At 53.4% G+C, this 20,771-nt stretch carries 19 protein-coding genes; 12 read left to right on the forward strand and 7 right to left on the reverse strand.

Annotated elements, in window-relative coordinates:
* Positions 1-85: 85 nt before the first annotated feature.
* The 3 genes from gorA to CBE72_RS14525 all read right to left on the reverse strand — a co-directional run bounded on the left by gorA (position 86) and on the right by CBE72_RS14525 (position 2,897).
* A complete protein-coding gene (gorA, locus tag CBE72_RS14515) occupies positions 86-1,444 on the reverse strand; it encodes a glutathione-disulfide reductase (protein ID WP_100144468.1) in 1,359 nt (452 codons plus the stop codon).
* A gap of 128 nt (positions 1,445-1,572) precedes the next feature.
* Positions 1,573-2,109: a hypothetical protein gene (locus CBE72_RS14520; protein ID WP_100144470.1), complete on the reverse strand. Its 537-nt coding sequence runs from the start codon at positions 2,107-2,109 to the stop codon at positions 1,573-1,575.
* Positions 2,110-2,189: 80 nt separating this feature from the next.
* A complete protein-coding gene (locus CBE72_RS14525; RefSeq protein WP_100144472.1) occupies positions 2,190-2,897 on the reverse strand; it encodes a hypothetical protein in 708 nt (235 codons plus the stop codon).
* Between the two features lie 318 nt (positions 2,898-3,215).
* Between CBE72_RS14525 and prlC the strand changes: the two genes are divergently transcribed.
* Both prlC and CBE72_RS14535 read left to right on the forward strand, forming a co-directional pair.
* Positions 3,216-5,255: an oligopeptidase A gene (gene prlC, locus CBE72_RS14530; protein ID WP_100144474.1), complete on the forward strand. Its 2,040-nt coding sequence runs from the start codon at positions 3,216-3,218 to the stop codon at positions 5,253-5,255.
* Between the two features lie 114 nt (positions 5,256-5,369).
* Positions 5,370-5,900, forward strand: a complete 531-nt coding sequence (locus tag CBE72_RS14535) for a thioesterase family protein (RefSeq protein ID WP_025009092.1) — start codon at positions 5,370-5,372, stop codon at positions 5,898-5,900.
* An 8-nt stretch (positions 5,901-5,908) separates the two neighbouring features.
* On the opposite strand, the gene CBE72_RS14540 is transcribed toward CBE72_RS14535, so the two are convergent.
* Together CBE72_RS14540 and CBE72_RS14545 are read right to left on the reverse strand one after the other, a co-directional pair.
* A complete protein-coding gene (locus CBE72_RS14540; protein WP_025009091.1) occupies positions 5,909-6,562 on the reverse strand; it encodes a glutathione S-transferase family protein in 654 nt (217 codons plus the stop codon).
* 92 nt (positions 6,563-6,654) lie between these two features.
* A complete protein-coding gene (locus CBE72_RS14545; RefSeq protein ID WP_100144476.1) occupies positions 6,655-7,560 on the reverse strand; it encodes a LysR family transcriptional regulator in 906 nt (301 codons plus the stop codon).
* Positions 7,561-7,666: 106 nt separating this feature from the next.
* On the opposite strand from CBE72_RS14545, the gene CBE72_RS14550 reads away from it, so the two are divergent.
* Together CBE72_RS14550 and CBE72_RS14555 are read left to right on the forward strand one after the other, a co-directional pair.
* On the forward strand, positions 7,667-8,536 hold the full coding sequence (locus CBE72_RS14550) for an NAD(P)H-binding protein (RefSeq protein ID WP_100144478.1): 870 nt from the start codon (positions 7,667-7,669) through the stop codon (positions 8,534-8,536).
* A gap of 140 nt (positions 8,537-8,676) precedes the next feature.
* Positions 8,677-9,366: a DNA-3-methyladenine glycosylase I gene (locus tag CBE72_RS14555; RefSeq protein WP_025889011.1), complete on the forward strand. Its 690-nt coding sequence runs from the start codon at positions 8,677-8,679 to the stop codon at positions 9,364-9,366.
* Between the two features lie 663 nt (positions 9,367-10,029).
* Here the strand turns inward: CBE72_RS14555 and CBE72_RS14560 are convergent.
* The gene (locus CBE72_RS14560; protein WP_100144560.1) at positions 10,030-12,138 is read right to left on the reverse strand and encodes a sensor histidine kinase; all 2,109 of its coding nucleotides are present in this window, start codon (positions 12,136-12,138) and stop codon (positions 10,030-10,032) included.
* 2 nt (positions 12,139-12,140) lie between these two features.
* A complete protein-coding gene (locus CBE72_RS14565) occupies positions 12,141-13,523 on the reverse strand; it encodes a sigma-54-dependent transcriptional regulator (RefSeq protein WP_373289283.1) in 1,383 nt (460 codons plus the stop codon).
* Between the two features lie 280 nt (positions 13,524-13,803).
* Between CBE72_RS14565 and CBE72_RS14570 the strand changes: the two genes are divergently transcribed.
* Genes CBE72_RS14570 through mutM form a run of 8 tightly spaced genes read left to right on the forward strand, consistent with a single transcriptional unit; the run spans position 13,804 to position 20,768 of the window.
* Positions 13,804-14,616: an ABC transporter substrate-binding protein gene (locus tag CBE72_RS14570; protein WP_100144482.1), complete on the forward strand. Its 813-nt coding sequence runs from the start codon at positions 13,804-13,806 to the stop codon at positions 14,614-14,616.
* Positions 14,613-15,320 (forward strand): ABC transporter permease, encoded by a 708-nt coding sequence (locus CBE72_RS14575; RefSeq protein ID WP_100144484.1) that lies wholly within the window; start codon positions 14,613-14,615, stop codon positions 15,318-15,320. The genes CBE72_RS14570 and CBE72_RS14575 overlap by 4 nt, the downstream gene beginning before the upstream one ends.
* 8 nt (positions 15,321-15,328) lie before the next feature.
* A complete protein-coding gene (locus tag CBE72_RS14580) occupies positions 15,329-16,036 on the forward strand; it encodes an ABC transporter ATP-binding protein (protein ID WP_100144486.1) in 708 nt (235 codons plus the stop codon).
* The gene (gene mobA / locus CBE72_RS14585) at positions 16,020-16,613 is read left to right on the forward strand and encodes a molybdenum cofactor guanylyltransferase MobA (RefSeq protein ID WP_100144488.1); all 594 of its coding nucleotides are present in this window, start codon (positions 16,020-16,022) and stop codon (positions 16,611-16,613) included. Before CBE72_RS14580 ends, mobA begins: the two co-directional genes overlap by 17 nt.
* A gap of 9 nt (positions 16,614-16,622) precedes the next feature.
* A complete protein-coding gene (locus CBE72_RS14590) occupies positions 16,623-18,428 on the forward strand; it encodes a bifunctional molybdopterin-guanine dinucleotide biosynthesis adaptor protein MobB/molybdopterin molybdotransferase MoeA (RefSeq protein ID WP_100144490.1) in 1,806 nt (601 codons plus the stop codon).
* An 8-nt stretch (positions 18,429-18,436) separates the two neighbouring features.
* On the forward strand, positions 18,437-19,423 hold the full coding sequence (moaA, locus tag CBE72_RS14595; protein WP_100144491.1) for a GTP 3',8-cyclase MoaA: 987 nt from the start codon (positions 18,437-18,439) through the stop codon (positions 19,421-19,423).
* A gap of 54 nt (positions 19,424-19,477) precedes the next feature.
* A complete protein-coding gene (locus CBE72_RS14600) occupies positions 19,478-19,936 on the forward strand; it encodes a hypothetical protein (RefSeq protein WP_100144493.1) in 459 nt (152 codons plus the stop codon).
* A 16-nt stretch (positions 19,937-19,952) separates the two neighbouring features.
* Positions 19,953-20,768, forward strand: a complete 816-nt coding sequence (gene mutM / locus CBE72_RS14605; RefSeq protein WP_045283807.1) for a bifunctional DNA-formamidopyrimidine glycosylase/DNA-(apurinic or apyrimidinic site) lyase — start codon at positions 19,953-19,955, stop codon at positions 20,766-20,768.
* Positions 20,769-20,771 lie beyond the last annotated feature (3 nt).

The raw sequence follows: 20,771 nt of genomic DNA on the forward strand, positions 1-20,771 counted from the left end.
TCGATGAGCCAATAAAGGCCAGAGAACGATGCTCTGGCCTCTCAGTTTTTCTACAGTACGAACGTGTGTAGGTAGGCTTTCTACATTAACTCCTCATAGTAACAAACTCTTCTGCGCCCGTTGGATGGATAGCGACCACGGCATCAAAGTCAGCCTTGGTGGCGCCCATCTTGATGGCAACGCCAAAGCCCTGAAGGATTTCATCCATGCCAAAGCCGATACCATGGATCCCGACGACTTTTTCATCGGCGCCGGCACAAACCAGCTTCATCTTACAAGCCTGACGGTGCGCAGTAACCGCAGTGTACATGGAGGTAAAGGATGAAGTGTAGACCTTAACCTGATCCTCACCGAAGCGCTCTTTGGCCTCAGGCTCTGTCAGCCCCATGGTGCCAATTGGCGGGTGGCTGAAGACCACAGTCGGGATGCAGTCATAGTCCATCTTGGCATCCGGCATGGCGCCAAAGAGACGCTCTGACAGCAAGCGACCCGCCTTTACGGCAACCGGTGTCAGCTCCACTCCGCCCGCCATGATGTCACCGACACAGTAAACCCCTTTGGCGCTGGTGTTTTGCTGGGCATCAGTTATCACATATCCCTTGGGATCCAACTGCACATCGGTATTTTCAAGGCCGATATTGCCTGTGGCCGGTGCCCGACCTATGGCCCAGATCAGGCAGTCCACTGTGTACTCTTCAGCGTTTTCCAGCACCAGAGTCAGGCTGCCATCGGCATTTTTACGCACTTCCTTGGGAATACTCTGGGTATGCAGCGAAGGCCCTTCGCTGGCCATGGACTCCATCAGTGTTTCATAGAGCATGGGGTCGAAGTTACGCAGCGGCGCATGTTTGCGTACAAACAGATGGGTTTCACTGCCCAAGGCATGCAATACACCGGCAATTTCCACCGCGATATAACCGGCACCCACGACAGCTACCCGCTTGGGCTGTTCACGCAGGGCAAAGAAACCGTCCGAGTCTATGCCATGTTCTGCCCCGGGAATGTCGGGAATGCTGGGCTCGCCACCGGTCGCGATCAGAATATGCTCGGCACTGTAGTGTTCGCCGTCGACCTCAATGGTGTGGTTATCAACAAAGCGGCCATAGCCGTTAACCACAGTGACCTTGTTGTTGGCCAGACCGCGTTCATAGGAGCCATGGATCCGTTCGATATAGGCTTCACGACTGGCCACCAGGGTGTTCCAGTCAAACTGGTTGACGCTGACATCAAAACCATAATCTTTGGCATAGAGATGCATGGCTTCGGCCACTTGGGCACCATACCACATGACCTTCTTGGGCACACAGCCGACGTTGACGCAGGTACCACCCAGGTGTTTGGCTTCAATCAGCAACACCTTGGCGCCACGCATGGCGGCTCTGTTGGCTGACGCAATACCACCGCTGCCCGCACCCAGGCAGATATAGTCAAAATGTTGTGCCATGTTTATCTCCGTCGATTGATACAGATTCTTTCGCCCAGCAGGGCGACCTCCCGCGTGGCGGGATATTTTTAAGCCATTGTAGGGGGATTCAGATCAAGTGACCAGACCAGAGTCTGCCGGTAAAAATTTCAGTGATACAAGGTGCAGCGCGAATAATCCTGAGTATCTGGTCCTGAACCTGAGCACTTGAGGCAACGAAACTGCTGTTGATGCTCGCCGAGTTCAGCCTGCAAAAATCTGGCAGTGTGGGAATCTTTCTGCCTGAGGCGCCGCTCCAGCTCTGTCATTCGCTTATCCAACCAGCGACAACTGGGATCATCGGCGACTTGGCGGCGAGGCTTGGATGGCTTCTTTTTTCGGGATTTCGTTGGTTTACTGTCGCGCGAGGCCTTGGGCAAGGGCGCAGACTCATATTCAAGTGCGGCTTCAAACTGCTGTGGAATGGCAATAGGATTGCCCTCGCTGTCGAGCACTAACCCCAGAGGGAGCGAACCAGACTCTTTGTCCGGGTTGCTGAGTTGCTTATCTATTGAGGGCTCTGAACTCGACACTAGCTTCAGGTCTGGATTCAGGTCTGAGCTTGATTCGGCCTGGGATTCAGCCAATGGGGCGACTCCCAACCAAAGGAGCAGGCAGCAAAGCCCGCCAATTCTGTAGGTTAACATTCCCTGTACTCCCGCATCGATCCTTCGACGCTGTTTGTCTTCACATCAGAGTCTAGAAGCTGCGGTGAATGTTAGCCAGTTTAAAACTGCCACTGCAGATGCAAGCCGGCATAAGACTGATCCAGGTCACCATGCCAATCCTCCTCTTGCGCCTGCTGCTTGATATCATCCTCCGCTATGCTGTGACTCAAATGCAAGGAAGCCACCAAAGAAGAGGTTAATGAGTAGCATGCCTCTACACCAAACTGCAGATGATTGGGGCCATCATGGGTCTGGCTGGCATAGCCAAAGTCGAATCCCTGGGTCACATAGGGGGTCAGAGTCAGTTGCTCGTTCACTTGCCAATGGCTGTGCAGACTCAACTCAACAAAATAACCAGAGGCTTCTGTGGCATAGGTATAGTTAATCGATGGTGTCAGCCAACTCAGCCCCTGATAGGCGAGATAGGCATACACTTCATTGTCATGGGCACGCTCATCACCGTAAAATTCCAGCCTTTGAATACCAATATTGGCTTCCAAAGACTCAAATAAGTTGAAGCCATACTCAAGGCCGACATCGAGTTCAGCATAGTTAACACTGTCGGCGCGGCCGAACAAGGCAAAGGCACTCAATCCACCACGGCTATGGTAAAGACCACTCCAGGCAATCCCACCCGATGACAGGTTGTCACGCCCTTGAGTAACATAGTGATTGTCCCAACCCAGTGTGAGTTGAGTTGCGGTGGCCTCATCGGCCAATGTTGGATTGCAGCACAGGAGTGCCAGCAATGAGAGGGGATAACGCATAAAACTTGCCAAACTTACAAAGTAAAGCCCATTTTAAACAACCTCCCCTAGAGATAAACGATAACGAATCGTGTTTTAGATCCAGTTATCATTTATCTCTTTTTTGTGCATTGATAGTGAGCATTCAGTTTACTGTCGGCCATAGCTCAATTTCACAACGGCATGACTCATGCGATGGCACCAATCGCTTTGATCACCTTGATAAATCAAAGCGGAACCCTTATCTATTAGCCACGCCCCTGAATATTCGCCGCCATGGCGGCAAGACCAGGCACCCAATGCAGGCCCTATGGCCCACGCCCAAAGAGAGGACAGACAATGACCAATCCGCTGCTGACAGCACAGGAGCTGCCACCCTTTTCCAGTATCAAGGCCGAGCACATTCAACCGGCGGTCGAACAGGCCATAGCCAAGTGCCGCGATAAAATAGAAGCCGTGCTGGCCGCAGGAGGCCCCTTCACTTGGGAGAACCTGGTGGCCCCCCTGGAGCAGGTGGACGATGAGCTGAGTCAGATCTGGTCGCCGATTTCCCATATGAATTCAGTACTCAGCAATGAAGAATGGCGCGCTGCCCACGATGCCTGTCTGCCATTGTTGTCTGAGTACAGCACCTTTGTCGGCCAACATCAGGGCCTGTATCAGGCCTATAAAGAGCTCAAGGCCTCGGCGGAATTTGCCCAGCTCAGCCAGGCACAACAGACTGTGATAGAACATAGCCTGAGAGACTTCGAACTGTCGGGAATAGGCCTCAATGATGAACAAAAAGCCCGCTATGGAGAGATTGTAAAGCGCCTGTCCGAACTCAGCAGCACCTATTCCAACCAACTGCTGGATGCCACACATGCGTGGAGCAAGCTGGTTACCGATGAAGCCGAATTGGCCGGTCTGCCAGAGTCAGCCATTGCCGCCGCCAAGGCGATGGCCGAGGCCAAAGAGCAGCAAGGTTGGCTATTCACCCTGGATTTTCCATCCTATCTGCCGGTCATGACCTATAGCGACAACCGCAGTCTGCGTGAAGAGTGTTACCGCGCCTTTGTTACCCGCGCTTCGGATCAAGGCCCCAATGCCGGTGAGTTCGACAACGGCCCGCTGATGGACGAGATCCTGAGCCTGCGCCATGAGTTGGCACAGTTACTGGGCTTTGATACCTATGCCGATAAGTCCCTGGCCACCAAGATGGCGCAATCGCCCGAGCAGGTTATCGCCTTCCTCAATGAGCTGGCGCTGCGCTCCAAGTCTCAGGCCAAAGCCGAGTTGGCCGAACTCAAGGAGTTTGCCAAGGAGCATTATGGTGTAACCGAGTTGGCGGCCTGGGATCTGGGTTACTACGGCGAAAAACTCAAGCAGCACAAGTATGAGATATCTCAGGAAGAGCTACGTCCCTTCTTCCCCGAAGACAAGGTGCTCAGCGGCCTGTTCTACACCATCAAGCGCTTGTTCGGCATGGATGTCAAAGAGCAGCAGGATTTCGACAAGTGGCATAAAGATGTGCGCTTTTTCCACATCTTGGATGCCGAGGGCGAACACAGAGGCAGCTTCTATCTGGACCTCTATGCCCGTGAAGGCAAGCGGGGCGGCGCCTGGATGAATGATTGCCGAACCCGGAGGATGACGGCCACAGGCCTGCAAAAGCCGGTAGCCTACCTCACCTGTAACTTCAATCGCCCTGTGGGTGACAAGCCGGCGCTGTTTACCCATGACGAAGTCACTACCCTGTTCCACGAATTTGGTCATGGTATTCACCATATGCTGACCCGCATCGATGTCGGCGGGGTTTCCGGCATCAACGGCGTACCTTGGGATGCCGTGGAGCTGCCAAGCCAGTTTATGGAGAACTGGTGCTGGGCCGAAGAGGCGCTGGCGGAGATCTCCGGCCATTATCAGACCGGGGAGCCGCTGCCCAAGGCGATGCTGGACAAGATGCTGGCCGCCAAGAACTTCCAGTCCGGCATGATGATGCTGCGGCAACTGGAGTTCTCCCTGTTCGACTTCCGCCTGCATCAGGAGTTTGATCCGGCCAAGGGCGCCCATATTCAGCAGATGTTGGATGAGGTTCGACGCCAGGTGGCCGTGGTCACACCGCCTGAGTTCAACCGCTTCCAGAACGGTTTCGCCCATATCTTTGCCGGAGGTTATGCCGCCGGCTACTACAGCTACAAGTGGGCCGAGGTGTTGTCTGCCGATGCCTTCTCCCGTTTCGAGGAGGAAGGTATTTTCAACGAGAGCACAGGACGCGACTTCCTGCACAACATACTTGAGATGGGCGGCAGTGAAGAGCCGATGGTGCTATTTACCCGCTTCCGTGGCCGCGAGCCCAGCATAGACGCACTGCTGCGTCACTCAGGGATCCAAGCCTGAGACTGAAGCAATTGATTAGGCGCCTTAGGGCGCCTTTTTTGTGAGCCAGTTCTCGCTTGCCGTCTGGTATGACCTTTGGTAGCCTTTAATGCCTCTCAACTCTTGGACCCTTTGATGAACCTCTACTTTCGCCTGTTTTGGCTGCTGCTCTGGCGAGTGCGCCGGGCAAACGATATCGGTTTTCTCGGCACCAGCCGCATCCGTTATCGGGCTTTACCGAGTGACTGTGACATCAACCTGCACCTGACCAACTCCCGCTACCCGGCATTTATGGATCTGGCCCGCACCTATATGATGGCCGAAATGGGCTTGCTGAAGCGCTTTCTAAAACTGAAATGGATGCCGATAGTCAATGCCGCCGAGTTCACTTATGTAAGGGATATCAGGCCATTACAACAGTTTGAAATTGCTTCTCGCGTGGTTGGCTGGGATGAAAAGTATTTTTACATAGAGCAACGTTTCCTGTCGGACAGAGGCCTGCATGCCATAGTGCATGTCAGAGGTTTGTTCGTCTGCAAACGCAAACCTGTACCCACGGAAAACCTGTTGACGGAAGCCGGGTTCGATGAGACCACGCCCGAGTTACCGGCGGAGATCATCAAGTGGAAGTCGTTCCTGGATCTCAAAAAGGCCCGCAACAGCTGAATTCTTGTTCAGGGGATGGGTCTGAGCCCGCTGCTGGCCTCCTCCTGAGCCAGAGTTACTTCATCCTGCACTAACATCCAGGAACCTCGCAATTGCGCCTGCAGCCAGTAGCGCCCCAAATGCTGGTAGTCCAGCAAGTTGAAACTGCGCTGCAGGTAACCAAGACAAGGGATTAAGGCACAATCGGCCAAAGTGAACCCATCTCCGCACAGCCAATGATGCTCAACCAGGCGTAAGTCCAACGCCCGCAGGCAAAGTCTGAGACGGTTTTCAATTTGACGCTGCACCAGAGGAAGTTGCTGTTCTTCCGGTAAGCTATATTGCTGCTCCAGCTGATAGAGACTGTTGTTGAGGTCGTTATCGGCAATTCTGTCATAGAGACGCACTTGCAGATTGAGCTCGGGCTCCTTGGGCAACAGCCGGGTGCCGGCGTCCATTTTATTGTCCAGATACTCTATGATAATGCTGGATTCAGGCAACAGGCTGCCGTCCTGACACACCAAGAGTGGCAGCTTACCGGATGGATAGAAATGCAGATAGTGTTGGCGCTCCAATGGATCCTGCAGATCCGTTACCCGGGGAAAGAAGTTTGCCTGCTTTTCATAAAGTGCCAGCAGCACCTTTTGCGAATAACGCGACAATGGATGGTAGTAAAGCTCCATAGACAGGGATCCCCATGGTTACCAACTTTAACTTTAGTTGCTGGCTACCGCTTAGGGAAGGCGTGAACAGGTACCATGAGTGCCGCGAGGCATTATCCCCCCTCTGTTTGACCCAACTTCTGCTTGAGAAAGTCCAACATGACCCGGACTCTGGGTGGCATCCCCTCACGGTAAGGGTGAATGGCATAGATACCGCCCTCACGCAGATGATAATCCGGTAACAGACGTTCCAGCTCCCCCGAGTCCAATTGCCTTTGCAAAAGATGATCCGGCAAGGTGGCTATGCCAAGCCCCTGAGCAGCCAGAGCCGCGATGGCATTGGTACTGTTGCAGCTGATAAAGGGGGTAACCCGAATACGAAACTGCTCGCCCTGACTATTGTGCAAAGTACAGCTGCGAGGCAAATGACTCGATGCATGCATCAGCCATTGGTGATGATGCAGGTTATCCGGATGCAGCGGCTTGCCGTGGCGACTGAGATACTCGGGTGAAGCCACCAGATACTCTTCGAAGTCGCCCAATTTTATCGCCTTGAATTCAGAGTCTTCCGGCCAGCCGGCCTGAATGGCAATATCTATCTTATGCTCCAGCAGATTGAGCTTATTGTCCTCCAGCAGCAGTGTCAGCCGGATATGGGGGAAGCGCTGGTGAAACTCCCCCATCAAGGGCAGCAATGACAGCTCACCTATCCCTACCGGTGCCGTGATCCGCAAGCTGCCATGTAGCTGTTGATCACTGGGGCGAGTCACGGCCTCGGCTTGCTTGGCCAGCTGCAACAACTCGGCACAATAGTGATAGAACTGCTGGCCATCTTCACTCAAGCCTATCTTGCGCGTGGTTCTGTGCAATAAACGGCTGCCAAGACGCTGTTCCAGTTTCTTCAAATGTTGACTCACCATGGAGCGGCTGATCCCCAGCACTTCTGCGGCCGCCGTTAACGATCCCTGCTCCACTACAGTGGCGAATACCAACATACGATAGAGTTGTGCCGCATCCATCTCTCACCTTTGTTTAATTTCAATAACCAAAGTGATAAGTAAAGCACTCATTATCAACTTTCGCCACGGGGATACACTGATGCCATAAACCTACTGGAGTAAAAACATGATCCTTATCTTAGGTGCATCCGGCCAATTGGGCCGTCTGGTCAGCCAAGCCTTATTGGCAAAGGTTCCTGCCAAACAGTTGAGATTGGCAAGTCGCCACCCTGAACAATTGAACGAGTTTGCTGATGTAGAGAAAGTCTTTGCCGATTACAGTGATCCGGCTTCACTCTCGAAAGCCATGCAGGGCGTCAAACGCCTGTTATTGATCTCGGGTGATGCACCCAATGATCAGAGACTGCAGCAGCACATGAATGTGCTCAGCGCCGCCAAGGCCGTTGCTGTCGAACAATTGGTTTATACCAGTTTCCAATTGGCGACCCTGGACTCGGCATTCGACTTTGCCCGCCCCCATGCGGCAACAGAAACTGCAATAGTTCACTCAGGTGTGCCTTACACCTTGGTACGTAACGGTCCCTATGCCGAATTGCAGTTGGCCGGGTTGGAACACACTCTGGCAACAGAAACCATGCTCAATGCCGGTGAAAACGGTCTGTTTGCCCCTGTGTGGAAGGCCGATCTGGCAGAGGCCATCGCCGGCATTCTCTCATCAGTATCGCCTGTCAACAGCCATCTTGGGCAAACCTATACCCTGACAGGACCGGAGCTGTTGAACCAGGCCCAGGTGGCACAATACCTGTCGCAGGTAAGTGGCAAAAACATTCGGCTGCAAAACATTTCAGTCGCAGAGCTGGAGCAAATTTTCCTCGGGATCGGCCTCCCCGGTTATATGGCCAAAGCGTTTGCCAACAACTCCAAGGCGATAGCCGATGATGAATATCAGCAGCAAAGCACAGATCTGGAGCGTCTGCTGGGGCGCCCAGGGCGTTCACTTAAGGCCCTGTTTGAACAGAGCCTCACTCAATCCTGATACCCGATATCACGTGCCACAGTCCCCTCCTTTGCTTGTGAGGGACTGTGATTGTTAATCATCATTGATCACTCCCATCTTTATCCCGATTGGTATTACACTGGTGCAGCAATAATTGAGCCAATCAAAAGGGAAAGCATATGAGCAAGCCGGAAGATTTTGCCACCATCTATGCCAGAGCCTGCGAGCGCAAAGGCGGCGCCGAGCGACTGGAGAGCCTGTTACCTAGGGTCTGTTCCACGGAAGAATTGCTGGAATATACCGATGCCGAGTTACTGTCAGCACTCAGCAAACAGGTATTTCAGAGCGGCTTTGTCTGGAAGGTAGTGGAACACAAATGGCCGGCCTATGAAGAGGCCTTCTTTGGCTTTGAACCCATGAAAGTGTTGATGCTCTCCCCCGAGCAGTTGCAAGCCAGAGGCGAGGACAGTCGCCTCATTCGCCACCAGAAAAAGACCCAGGCCATTTATGATAACGCGCTCATGGTGCAGGATATTGCCAGAGAACACGGCAGCCTGGCCCGATATATCGCCCTCTGGCCGGTGGAGGAGATCACCTCACTGTGGCAGGAACTCAAACGCCGTGGTGCACGCTTGGGTGGCAATACCGGCCCCTATTTTCTGCGTGGCATAGGTAAAGACAGCTTCCTGTTGACCGCTGATGTTCAAAACTATCTCAAGAGTCACAAACTGGTGGACGCAGGCTTCAGCTCAAAGAGCGGCTTGGCCCAGGTACAAGCTGTATTCAATCATTGGCAACAGAGCAGTGGCAGGAGCATGGCCGCCATCAGCCGCATCCTGGCTTGTAGCACCGGGGACAATCGTATCTGAGGCCTGAGATAAATTTGTCTTGAATATAGACAAAAAATGGTTGCCAACACAAATGATAACTATTATCATTTGTTTCGCGTTCCAAAACTCATCCTTAGCTTTAAGCCCACAGTATCCGCTGAGAGTTATGGTGTTCCTGAGTTTGCAAAGCACGACATTGCTCACACACTCTTTTAGGCCGGGTTAATTACCCGGCTCTTTTTTTGGCTAATCCTCATTGTCCGAGCCCCTCCGTCTCATAGTCAGCAGCTGTGTTATCCCTCACGGCTAACTCCATTCGTGCCGGTCGGCATTTTGGCGTACCAAAACCGAAAGTACTGCCATCTGGATGTAGCCTTAAAAAGATCAATGATCTCTCGGCCTGAGAGGATAGGACAAAATACATTGAAAATTAGTATGTTACTTAATTTTTTTAATTGAACATCCAAGGCAGAAACAATAGCACTGGAAAATTTTATCGACAAAGGTCAAAAAACAGTTGCAAACATAAATGAGAACCATTATCGTTAACTTGCGTTCCAAAACTCATCCTTAGCTTTAAGCCCGCATTACCCGCTGAGAGTTATGGTGTTCCTGAGTTTGCAAAGCACGACATTGCTCACACACTCTTTGTGGCCGGGTTAATAACCCGGCTATTTTTTTGTCTGCACGCCAAGCCAAAGCCTACCCGAACAGCAAACCATCATAGGGGCCCGATTGCTCTTCTTTAGCCAGATGGTAAATACTGACAGTGAACAGTGTCCCCTTACCCACAGTCGAACTAACCTCTATGGTGCCGCCTATGCGTTTGATAATGCCGTAGCTCAGCGATAAGCCCAGCCCGGTACCATCCTTGCGGGTGGTATAGAAAGGATCGAATATTCGTCCCAACTGTTCTTGCGGGATCCCCGAACCTTCATCTTCAATCTCTATCTTGATCCCCACAGGTTCACCCTGCTCCACCCAGTCATAGGTGCGGATCCAGATCCGCCCCTTACCATCCATAGCATGAGCGGCGTTGACCACCAGATTGATCAGCACCTGCAGCAGTTGCGGCCGATTCACCTGCACCGGATAACTGGCGTTCAGCTCAGGCAGCAACACCACTTCCTGCTTACCCAGTGAATGACGCACCAACAGCTGCATCTCTTCGATAATCGGCGTAATTTGATGCATCTCCAACGGCGCATTGAACTCGCCGGGACGGCTGTACTGCAGCAAGCTGCGGATAATGGTGCTGATACGCCCCACCTGCTGGATGATCAGATCTATCTCCTCTTCTACCTGCTCGGCATTGTCGCCAAGCTCCACCCGCAGCAGTTCCATGTTGCCGAGGATAACTGCAGTAGGGTTGTTAATCTCATGGGCAATGCCAGCGGTCAATTCCCCGAGGGCGGTCAGTTTTTCATTGGTCACCAACTGCTGACGGGTTTCGTTCAGCAATTGTACGTTGCGCTGCAGCTCTTCGGTTTTTTCCTGCAGACTACGAGTACGTTCCTCGACCTTCATCTCCAGCTGCTCGGCCGCCGCTTGAATTTGTGCATTGCGACGCTGCAACAAGTCGAGCATGCGGTCGAACTGCTCAGCCAAGTTGGCCAGCTCATTGTCTCTATCCAGTCCCAGCTCACCGATGCGCAGATTGCGCCCGGACTGCACCGCCTTAACCACTTGGTGAATACGTTCTATCGGCTGTAACAAACTGTAAGCACCGCGATAAACCAAGAGTCCTGAGACCAACAGCACCAGCATCAAAATGGTGCCCAACTCTATGATATTAAGAAGATAGTTGTGAATGAAGGGCGACTCGGAAAACCCGGAATAGATCATACCTATCCGCTGGCCACGGATATCGGTCAGCGGCGCATAGGCCGAAATAAACCAGTCATTATAGACAAAGGCCCTGTCGACCCAGAGTTGGCCCTTAACCAACACCTGTTGGCGCACCTCTTCAGACACCAGAGTACCCAATGCCCGGCCCCGATTTTCATCCCCTTTGGGGAAGAAATGCAGAGGCACATTGGTGCTGATGCGGATATTGTCGAGGAAGATGGTCACAGTGCCTATGGAGCGTTCCGGCAGCGTGCCCTTGTCATAAACCAGATCGCGAATATGGTCGACGATGCGAGTGTTGCGGTTAAACAGGATCCCGCCATCCAGATACCAGCCAACCTTGCCGTTTTCATCGGCTACCGGTAGCAGGCTGCGACTGAGCATGCCCCGCTCTTCTACTTCTCTATCGGGATTTTGCGCTCTCAGAGTCATGATCACCGGGATCTTGGCTCGTTCGGCCAACTCGGGATCGATTCGTGCCAGCCGCGAAGAGGACAATACCATCAGCCCGGAATAGGCCCTTTGTCCCTGAACCAAAGGCAGCATCTGTCGCAAGTCCGGATCGGCCGCGGCATCGGCGATTCTGACCAGACGCAGAAAGTCGAGGTCCAACGCCTTGCGTTGTTGTTCCAGAAAATCGTCCAGTTCTGCCTGTTTCTGCCGTTCACCTTCGAGTATTGAGCGGAAATGAGTCTGGAAGTCGAAGGACTGCATCACATGTTCCAGCTGCTTTTCCTGACGTTCCTGCACGGCATCCAAGGTGTTATTGGCCACAGTCAGGTCGGCCTTGACCTTCATAAACAACTGCTTGCCTGTGTAGCTGATATTCCAGTAAATGGTGATAAATACCAGACTCACCAGTGTCAGCAAGATGGGCAACAGAGTCAGGATCAGGATGCGATAACGCACCTTGGCCTGCAGCTGCTGCCAGCTCAGGCCAAAGAGTCGTTTAAACAGTGACAAGCTCAAACCTCCGACTCGCAGTCAAACCACTCTTTATACTTACGATCCAGTGTCTTGCGAGACACGCCCAGCACCCTGGCTGCCGCCGACTTATTACCGCCATGGGTATCGACAACAGCTGTGACATGGTCTTTTTCCACATCCTTGAGCGCCCAGTCGTGGGGATAGCCCGGCTGGGCGTTCAGTTCGGCCTTGGGTTGTTCTTTCCAGTATTCCGCCGGAGGCTTACCCAGTAGAATGCAGCGCTCTATCATATTACGCAGCTCGCGAATATTCCCTGGCCATTGATGTTGTTGCAGTTTGAGCAGATCCTCATGGCTCCAGACCACCTCTTTAACCCCGAGCTCTGCGGCCAACTGGCGGGTAAAGTGATGGGTTAATTCCACTACATCATCTGGCCTTTCCCGCAATGGCGGGATCACTATGTCGAGCACATTGAGACGGTAGAAGAGATCGCGGCGGAAATGTCCGGCTTCAACCTCTTCGGCCAGTTTACGGTTGGTTGCCGCGATCACCCGGACATCAATATTGACTTCTTTTTCGCTGCCAACCGGACGAATCGCCTTTTGTTCCAGCACCCGCAGCAATGCCGTCTGCATTTTCAGCGGCATCTCCCCAATTTCATCGAGGAAGATGGTGCCACCAGACGCAAAGCTGAATAAGCCTTCGCGATTGCCTTTGGCGCCAGTAAAGGAACCAGCCGTATGACCAAAGAGTTCACTCTCCAGCAGCTCGGGGGCGATGGCGCCGCAGTTAACCGGCACAAAGGGCCCCTGACGACCGCTAAGCAGATGCAACTGTCTGGCCACCAGCTCTTTACCCGTGCCGGATTCACCTTCGATAAGCACCACAGCATTAGTCGGCGCCACCCTCTCTATCACCCGTTTGACTTCCATCATGGCATCACTGTTGCCTATGATGGTGGAGGAATAGCCACTGGACACTTCCCGGCGTAGCATCAGGTTTTCCCGCTTCAACAAGCGCCGCTCGATGCAGCGGTCAACCGCTTTCATCATCTGCTCCAGATGGAAAGGCTTGAGTATAAAGTCTGAGGCGCCAGCCCTGAGAGCCTGAATCGCCACTTCCATGTCGGCATAGCCTGTCATAAAGATGATATCGGAGCGCCGCTCTTGATCATCGAGCGCCTCATGCCATTCAATGCCTGAGCGACCGGGCAGACGTATATCCACAATCAGCAGATCGAAGTGACAACGGCTGCGCAGTTGTTCAGCTTCTTCTATGCTGGAAGCGGTTTCTACCAGGGCAAATTTCTTGGCCAATGCCTTGTTGAGGAAACTACGCATACCGGGCTCATCGTCGACGATCAACACGGACACGGCAGAAGGCATTGGCTTAGACTTAAGTGACTTTTCTATCTGGCTCATATTGTCGGCTTCAGGACATTTTGACTCAATTGCTATAGATTCTATCACTGAGATGGTAAAAACTGGTCACTATGAACCAGAGAAAAGTGTTACTGGGACAATTTGTCTGATACTTATTTACCAAGCTTGGGATCCAGCTCACATATTGGATCCAACAATATCAGTTTGAGGCAAACATTCGTTTTTGGCACCTAAATTGCTTTATTGGAAACGAGTACCAGGCCGCAGCCCGCTGGGTTATGGGTTCGGCACACTTATAAAATCATGCCAAGGAGCAATAATGTTGAACTTGAAACAACTGCTGGGTCTTGCCATTGCGGCAGGCCTGATGATCTCTGCCCCGGCTTCCGCTCAGGAAACCATCAAGCTGGCCACTACCACCAGTACTGAAAACTCAGGTCTGCTGGGTTACCTGCTGCCAAAATTTGAATCTGAATCAGGCTATAAAGTACAAGTGATTGCCACAGGTACAGGCAAGGCTCTGAAACTGGGTACCCAAGGTGACGTGGATCTGGTGATGACTCACGCTCCTGGTGCAGAAGCCAAGTTCGTTGCCGACGGTTTCGGTGTTGAGCCTCGCGGCATCATGGAAAACGACTTTGTTATCCTTGGCCCCAAGAACGACCCAGCCAAGGCCCGTGACAGCAAAAATGCCGAAGAAGCCTTCGCCAAGATCGCCAAGTCAGGCGTTCCTTTCGTATCTCGCGGTGACGACTCTGGTACTCACAAGAAAGAACTGTTGATCTGGAAAGCCGCCAACGTGACTCCAGACTTCAAAGGTTACACCTCTGTAGGCCAGGGCATGGGCAAAACTCTGCTGATGGCCAACGAACTGCAAGGTTATACCCTGTCTGACCGTGGTACTTTCGTGGCTTACAAGGCCAAACTGGACCTGGGTATCGACTTCGACGGCGGTGCCACCTTGGCCAATCCTTACCAGGTTATCCTGATCAACCCTGCCAAATACCCGGATCTGAATCACAAAGGTGCACGCGCCTTCAGTGATTGGTTGATTAGCAAAGAAGCACAAAGCATGATCAACAGCTATAAAGTTCAAGGTGAACAACTGTTCAAGGCAACTTACGGCAAATGAGTGAAGGCTGGTTAGCCCTTATACAGCAGGCCCTCGGCCTGCTGTTTTCCAGAGACCCCGAAGTCTGGTCTATTATCTCCGTCTCTTTCTCGGTATCTTTCGCGGCACTGCTGATTACCTTGCTGCCGTCCATGATACTGGGGTTCGCCCTGGCGTTTGTGCAATTCCCCGGCCGCTGGCTGGTGACCAATCTGGTACAAACCCTGCAATCTATTCCCACCGTGGTAGTCGGCCTGCTGGCCTATCTACTGCTGACCCGTAACGGCGCCCTGGGCGACCTGCGCTGGCTCTTTACCCAGAAGGGGATGATCCTCGGGCAGATGATGATCTGCGCCCCAGTACTGATAGCCATGAGCCATGCCGCCTTCACCAGTGTCGATCGCCGAGCCTGGGAAACCTGCCGCACTCTGGGTGCCAGCTGGACCTCGGCCATCTGGGTAGTTTGTCGCGAACTGAGAGTGCCACTGTTACTGGCGATTATCGCGGCGTTTTCCCGCATCATTACCGAAGTTGGCTGTTCCATGATGGTTGGTGGCAACATAGCCCATGTCACCCGTAACATTCCCACCGCGATTTCACTGGAAACCAGTAAAGGCAACTTTGCCCAGGCGATAGCCCTTGGCTTGGTGCTGCTGGTGCTGGCACTGATACTGAATTTTGCTCTGGGGACTCTGCGTGGCAGGGCCAATCCCAGAAGCCATTAGGACGCGTGATGATAAAGCTGATAGCCCAGGATCTTGAGATGCGTTTTGGTGAACGCCTATTATTTCGCGCCCGGCAACTGGAGTTTTGTCAGGGCGAAGTCATCTATCTTCAGGGTGACAATGGCTGCGGCAAAACGACTCTGATGAAGCTGCTGGCCGGTTTACTCAAACCCAGCGCTGGCACCATCTATACCCAAGGATTTACACCTTCCCCCTGGTGGCGAGGTGATACCTTGCTCGGCAAGGCCATCTACCTGCATCAACACCCATATCTGTTTGAGGGCAATGTCAGCTACAATCTGCAACTGGCGCAGAGATACAGCAGCCTGGATAAGACAGAACAACGCGTTAGAATGCAGAGCGCGATAGAACATGCTCAACTTGGCGAGTTGCTGACGGCCAACGCCTCAACGCTGTCCGGCGGTGAGCGACAGCGACTGGCACTGGCCAGAGCCTGGCTGTTGAAACCCAAATTACTCATGCTCGATGAACCCATATCCAATATGGACAGAGCCTCGCAGCAAACCGTTTTTGCTATGATTGCCGAGTTGAAGCAACAAGGTACAGGGCTGCTGATCAGCAGCCACCAGCACTCAGAACTGACAACCCTTTGCCATCAACATTGGCACATAGAATCACAACAACTGACACCCTCGGCCAATTTGAGTTTAGCGACCGAGGAATTGCAGGAGAAAAGTTATGTCGCAGCGCATTGATGCGGTAATCCTCGCCGGAGGCATGGCCAGACGCATGGGCGGAGAAGACAAAGGCCTGGTGGATCTGCTGGGGCGTCCCATGATTGCCCATGTTATCGACAGGGTAAAACCTCAGGTGAATCAGATCCTGATCAACGCCAACCGCAATCAAACACGTTATGCTGAGTTCGGTTTTCCGGTCATTGCCGACCTGGAACAAGGCTATCCCGGGCCGTTGGCCGGGATGATCAGCGCCCTGGATAAGACAGACGCCGAGCTGCTGTTGGTGGTGCCTTGCGACTGCCCTTTGCTACCCAAAGATCTGGTTGAGCGCATGACGCAAAAGCTGCTGGCGTCAGAGGCGGATCTCGCCGTGGCATCCGATGGCGAGCGGGAGCAGCCGGTGGTTATGCTGCTCAAACCAACGGTGAGGGATTCGATGCAGGCGTTTCTCGATTCAGGCAGGCGCCGAATCGATCTCTGGTACAGCGAGCACCCTGTGGTGGTCGAGTCGTTCGCCGATCAACCCAACGCCTTTATTAACATCAATACCAGCGAACAAAAACAACAACTCGCGGCGGAAATATCCCAAGCTTAAGAGGTTTCTATGAGCACTGTCTTTACCAATCCCCTGTCCATTCCCGTGTTGGGCTTCTGTGCCTATAGCGGCACAGGCAAGACCACACTGTTGAAACAGTTGATCCCTGAGCTGAATCGTCGTGGTTTGAGACTGGCAGTGATCAAACACGCCCATCACAACTTTGATATCGATGAGCCGGGTAAAGACAGCTATGAGATGCGCAAAGCCGGTGCCAGACAGATGTTGGTGGCCTCCCATGTACGTTGGGCCTTGATGACAGAAGATCCGCTGGACAGAGATCCGGATCTGCTGCATCTACTCGGCCAGCTGGAACAGGACAAGGCCGATCTGGTGTTGGTGGAAGGCTTCAAGAAACTGGCGCTGCCCAAGATTGAATTACATCGATCCGCCCACGGCAAACCCTTTATCCATACCGAGGATCCCAATATCCTCGCAATCGCCTGCTGTGACGAAACCAAGCTGCCAGGGGAGATCCGCCGCCTGGATCTCAACAATGTGGCGCAAATTGCTGATTTTGTGCAGCAGTATGTTCGCGATTATCGCCCCGAATCCAAGCCCTCTTCAGCAAGAGCCCTGCCCTTAAGCGCCTGTGAGCTCGGCAGTGAACAGAATCTGTCGGTACGTCAAGGCATTGACCATATCCTGGAGCAAGTCAAACCCGTCACAGAGACAGAGCTGTTGACGCTCGATGAGGCCGACAACCGTATTCTGGCCCAGGATGCAATATCACCTGTGAATGTGCCACAGCAGACCAACTCGGCAATGGATGGTTACGCCTTCGCGTTTCAAGACAACATGTCACAACCCTTTGAGCTGAAAGGAGAAGTGCTTGCCGGTCATCAATATTCTGGCCAGTTGCAGCCGGGTGAAGCGGTGCGAATTATGACAGGTGCGCCGGTTCCTCTGGGTGCAGATACCATTCAACCCAGAGAGCTTGCCACCGAAACCGATGGCAAGGTCAGCTTCAGTGGCAAAATCTACCGCGGCCAGCACGTGCGTCTGGCGGGTGAAGATATTGCCCAAGGTGCTGTTGCCCTTGGCAGTGGCACACGTTTGGGCGCTGCCGAGCAAGGCCTGCTGGCTTCGCTGGGTCTGTTTGAGATGCCCCTCAAGCGCCGCCCCAGAATTGCCGTATTCTCCACCGGCGATGAAGTCAGCCAACCCGGCACTGAGCTGAAGGCCAACTGCATCTACGACTCCAACCGCTATACCATCAAGGCGATGGCCAAACGTCTGGGCTGTGAAGTGCTGGACTTGGGGATCATCGAAGACTCAGAAGCGGTTCTAAGCCAAACATTGAGCCAGGCGGCGACTCAGGCCGATGTGATCATCAGCTCAGGCGGGGTGTCTGTCGGCAATGCCGATTATATCAAGACAGTGCTGGCCAAGCTGGGAGAAATCAACTTCTGGCGCATCAATATGCGCCCGGGACGCCCATTGGCGTTCGGTAAGATAAACCAAACATTGTTCTTCGGCTTGCCCGGCAATCCTGTGGCCGTGATGGTCTCTTTCCTGATGTTTGTTCAACCTGCATTGCGTAAACTGGCCGGTGAACCAAGCTGGCAGCCAAGACTTTTGCCGGCGATTGCCGATGAAGCCATGCGCAGCCGCAGCGGCCGCACCGAATTCAGCCGCGGCATCATGACCCTGGGAGATGACGGTCAATTGCACGTACGCACGACCGGTGCCCAGGGCTCAGGCATGCTCAGCTCCATGGTCAAGGCCAACTGTTTGGTGATTATCGGCGAGGCCGATGAACGCATAGAGGCGGGTGAAACCGTCTATGTACACCCGTTTGCAGACCTGCTCTGAGGCTGCCCTTGAACAGCCTGAGTGACGGCTTTGGCCGCAAAATAGAATATCTGCGCCTCTCCATTACCGACAGGTGTGATTTTCGCTGCATCTATTGCATGAGTGAAGATCCCTGTTTTCTGGAGCGGGAACAGGTATTGAGTCTGGAGGAACTGGCTTTTATCGGCCGCGCCTTTACCGAGCTTGGCGTCAGCAAGATACGCCTCACCGGCGGCGAACCCTTGGTACGCAGCGATTGCGACCGTTTGGTGGCGCAGCTCGCGGCATTACCCGGGCTCAAAGATCTTTCCATGACCAGCAACGGCTCCAGGCTGGCCAAACTGGCTCCGGTGCTGAAAGCCGCCGGCTTGAACCGCCTCAATATCAGCCTGGATACCCTAAAGAGCGAACTCTTCACCACCCTGACCCGCAACGGCAAGCTGGAGCGAGTGCTCAAGGGCATAGATGCCGCCAAGGCGGCCGGCTTTGACAGGATCAAGATCAACGCCGTGATCCTCAAGGGACGCAACGAAAACGAAATTATCGATCTGCTGGAGTATTGCCGTCAAAAGCAGCTGGATATCGCCTTTATCGAAGAGATGCCTCTGGGTGTGATGGAAGAGCGTTCTCTGCCAAGACACATGAGCAGCAGTGATGTCAGGGAAATTATCAATCAACGCTGGCCCTTGAGCCTGTCATCCAAGCGTACCGGCGGCCCGGCACGTTACTACAGCATGACCGACAGCCCTATCCATATAGGTTTTATTTCACCCCACAGCCATAACTTTTGCCATGAGTGCAACCGGGTCAGAGTCACGGCCGAAGGCCGCTTGCTGCTGTGCCTGGGGAATGAACACTCGCTGGATCTGAAGCAGATCATCCGCAGCCATCCAGGTGACATAGACGTGTTGAAGCAAGCTATCTTCGAGGCGATTCAGCGCAAGCCCAAGGAGCATCACTTCGACGATCCCAATCAGGTGCAGATCCTGAGGTTTATGAACAGCACGGGTGGCTGATACCTGCCACCGTGCTACACTGGCGATTAGACCTCAATCAAACTATTTTTGCCCATGGCACTGACCCGCAAACAGTGGAATAACATCATTATTCTGGCCTCCATTTTGATGGTGTCGGTACTGACCTTGCTGGATAAACGCATGAACTCGGTGCCCGATACCCGCGAGCTGTTTGACAGCCATACTGAACTGCAACAGCTGCAACTGGACGGGATCTGGTTGGCACAGGCCGCCAATGGTCAATGGCAGTGTGACCCCAAGGTGCTCAATTGCGCCGACTGGAGTCAAGCCTGGCTCAGTATTCGGGTATCACCATTGGCCAGTAAGCCTGAACTCACCCAAAATGAGCGGCCACGAGAGTTGCTGCTGAAAGTCAGCGGCGCTGCCGAGCCACAACTTTGGCTGTTCTATCCCCATCAGGGACTGCTTAAATCTGCCGCCGGGAACTGGTATCTTATTCCCCCCAGCCTCAGAAGTGGTGTTGTACCTCTGCTGAGTGTATCCACAAGCTGATAGAGCAGAGAGCCTTATGCCAGAATTGCCGGAAGTGGAAGTGACCCGCCTCGGGGTTGCGCCGTATCTTGTTGATCAGACCGTCAGTAACCTTATCGTTCGTAATCCGTCACTGCGTTGGCCGGTACCCGAAACGGCCCGCAATATCATAGGACAGACCATCAGAGCCGTGCGCCGCCGCGCCAAATACCTACTGCTGGATACAGATGCCGGTACCTGCATAGTGCATCTGGGGATGTCCGGTAGCCTGCGGATTTTGCCCCGTAGCACACCGGCGGAGAAACACGATCATATAGATCTGGAGCTGGAAAACGGCCGGGTGCTGAGGTTCAACGATCCGCGCAGATTCGGGGCCTGGCTCTGGTGCGAGTTGCCGGAAACGGCACATCCGCTGCTGGCCAAACTGGGCCCCGAACCTTTAACGGATGCCTTCAATGTCGAGCAATTGCACGCGGCGCTCAAAGGCAAGAAGAAGGCGATAAAGCTCTGTCTGATGGACAATGCCATTGTGGTGGGTGTTGGTAATATCTACGCCAACGAAGCCCTGTTTGCCGCCGGGATCCACCCGCAGGCCGAAGCCGGTAAAGTGGATAAAGAGCGGCTGACAGTGCTGGTCGCCGAGATAAAGCTGATCCTGGCTCAGGCCATCAAACAGGGCGGCACCACACTGAAAGACTTCACCAATGCCGAAGGTAAACCGGGTTACTTTGCCCAGAAGCTGCACGTCTATGGCCGCGGTGGGGAAACCTGTACCCAATGCGGCCATATGTTATCCGAAATACGCCTGGGACAGCGCACTACAGTGTTTTGCAGCCTGTGCCAAACGCGCTGACTC

The organism is Shewanella carassii, from assembly GCF_002777975.1.
Taxonomy (GTDB): domain Bacteria; phylum Pseudomonadota; class Gammaproteobacteria; order Enterobacterales; family Shewanellaceae; genus Shewanella; species Shewanella carassii.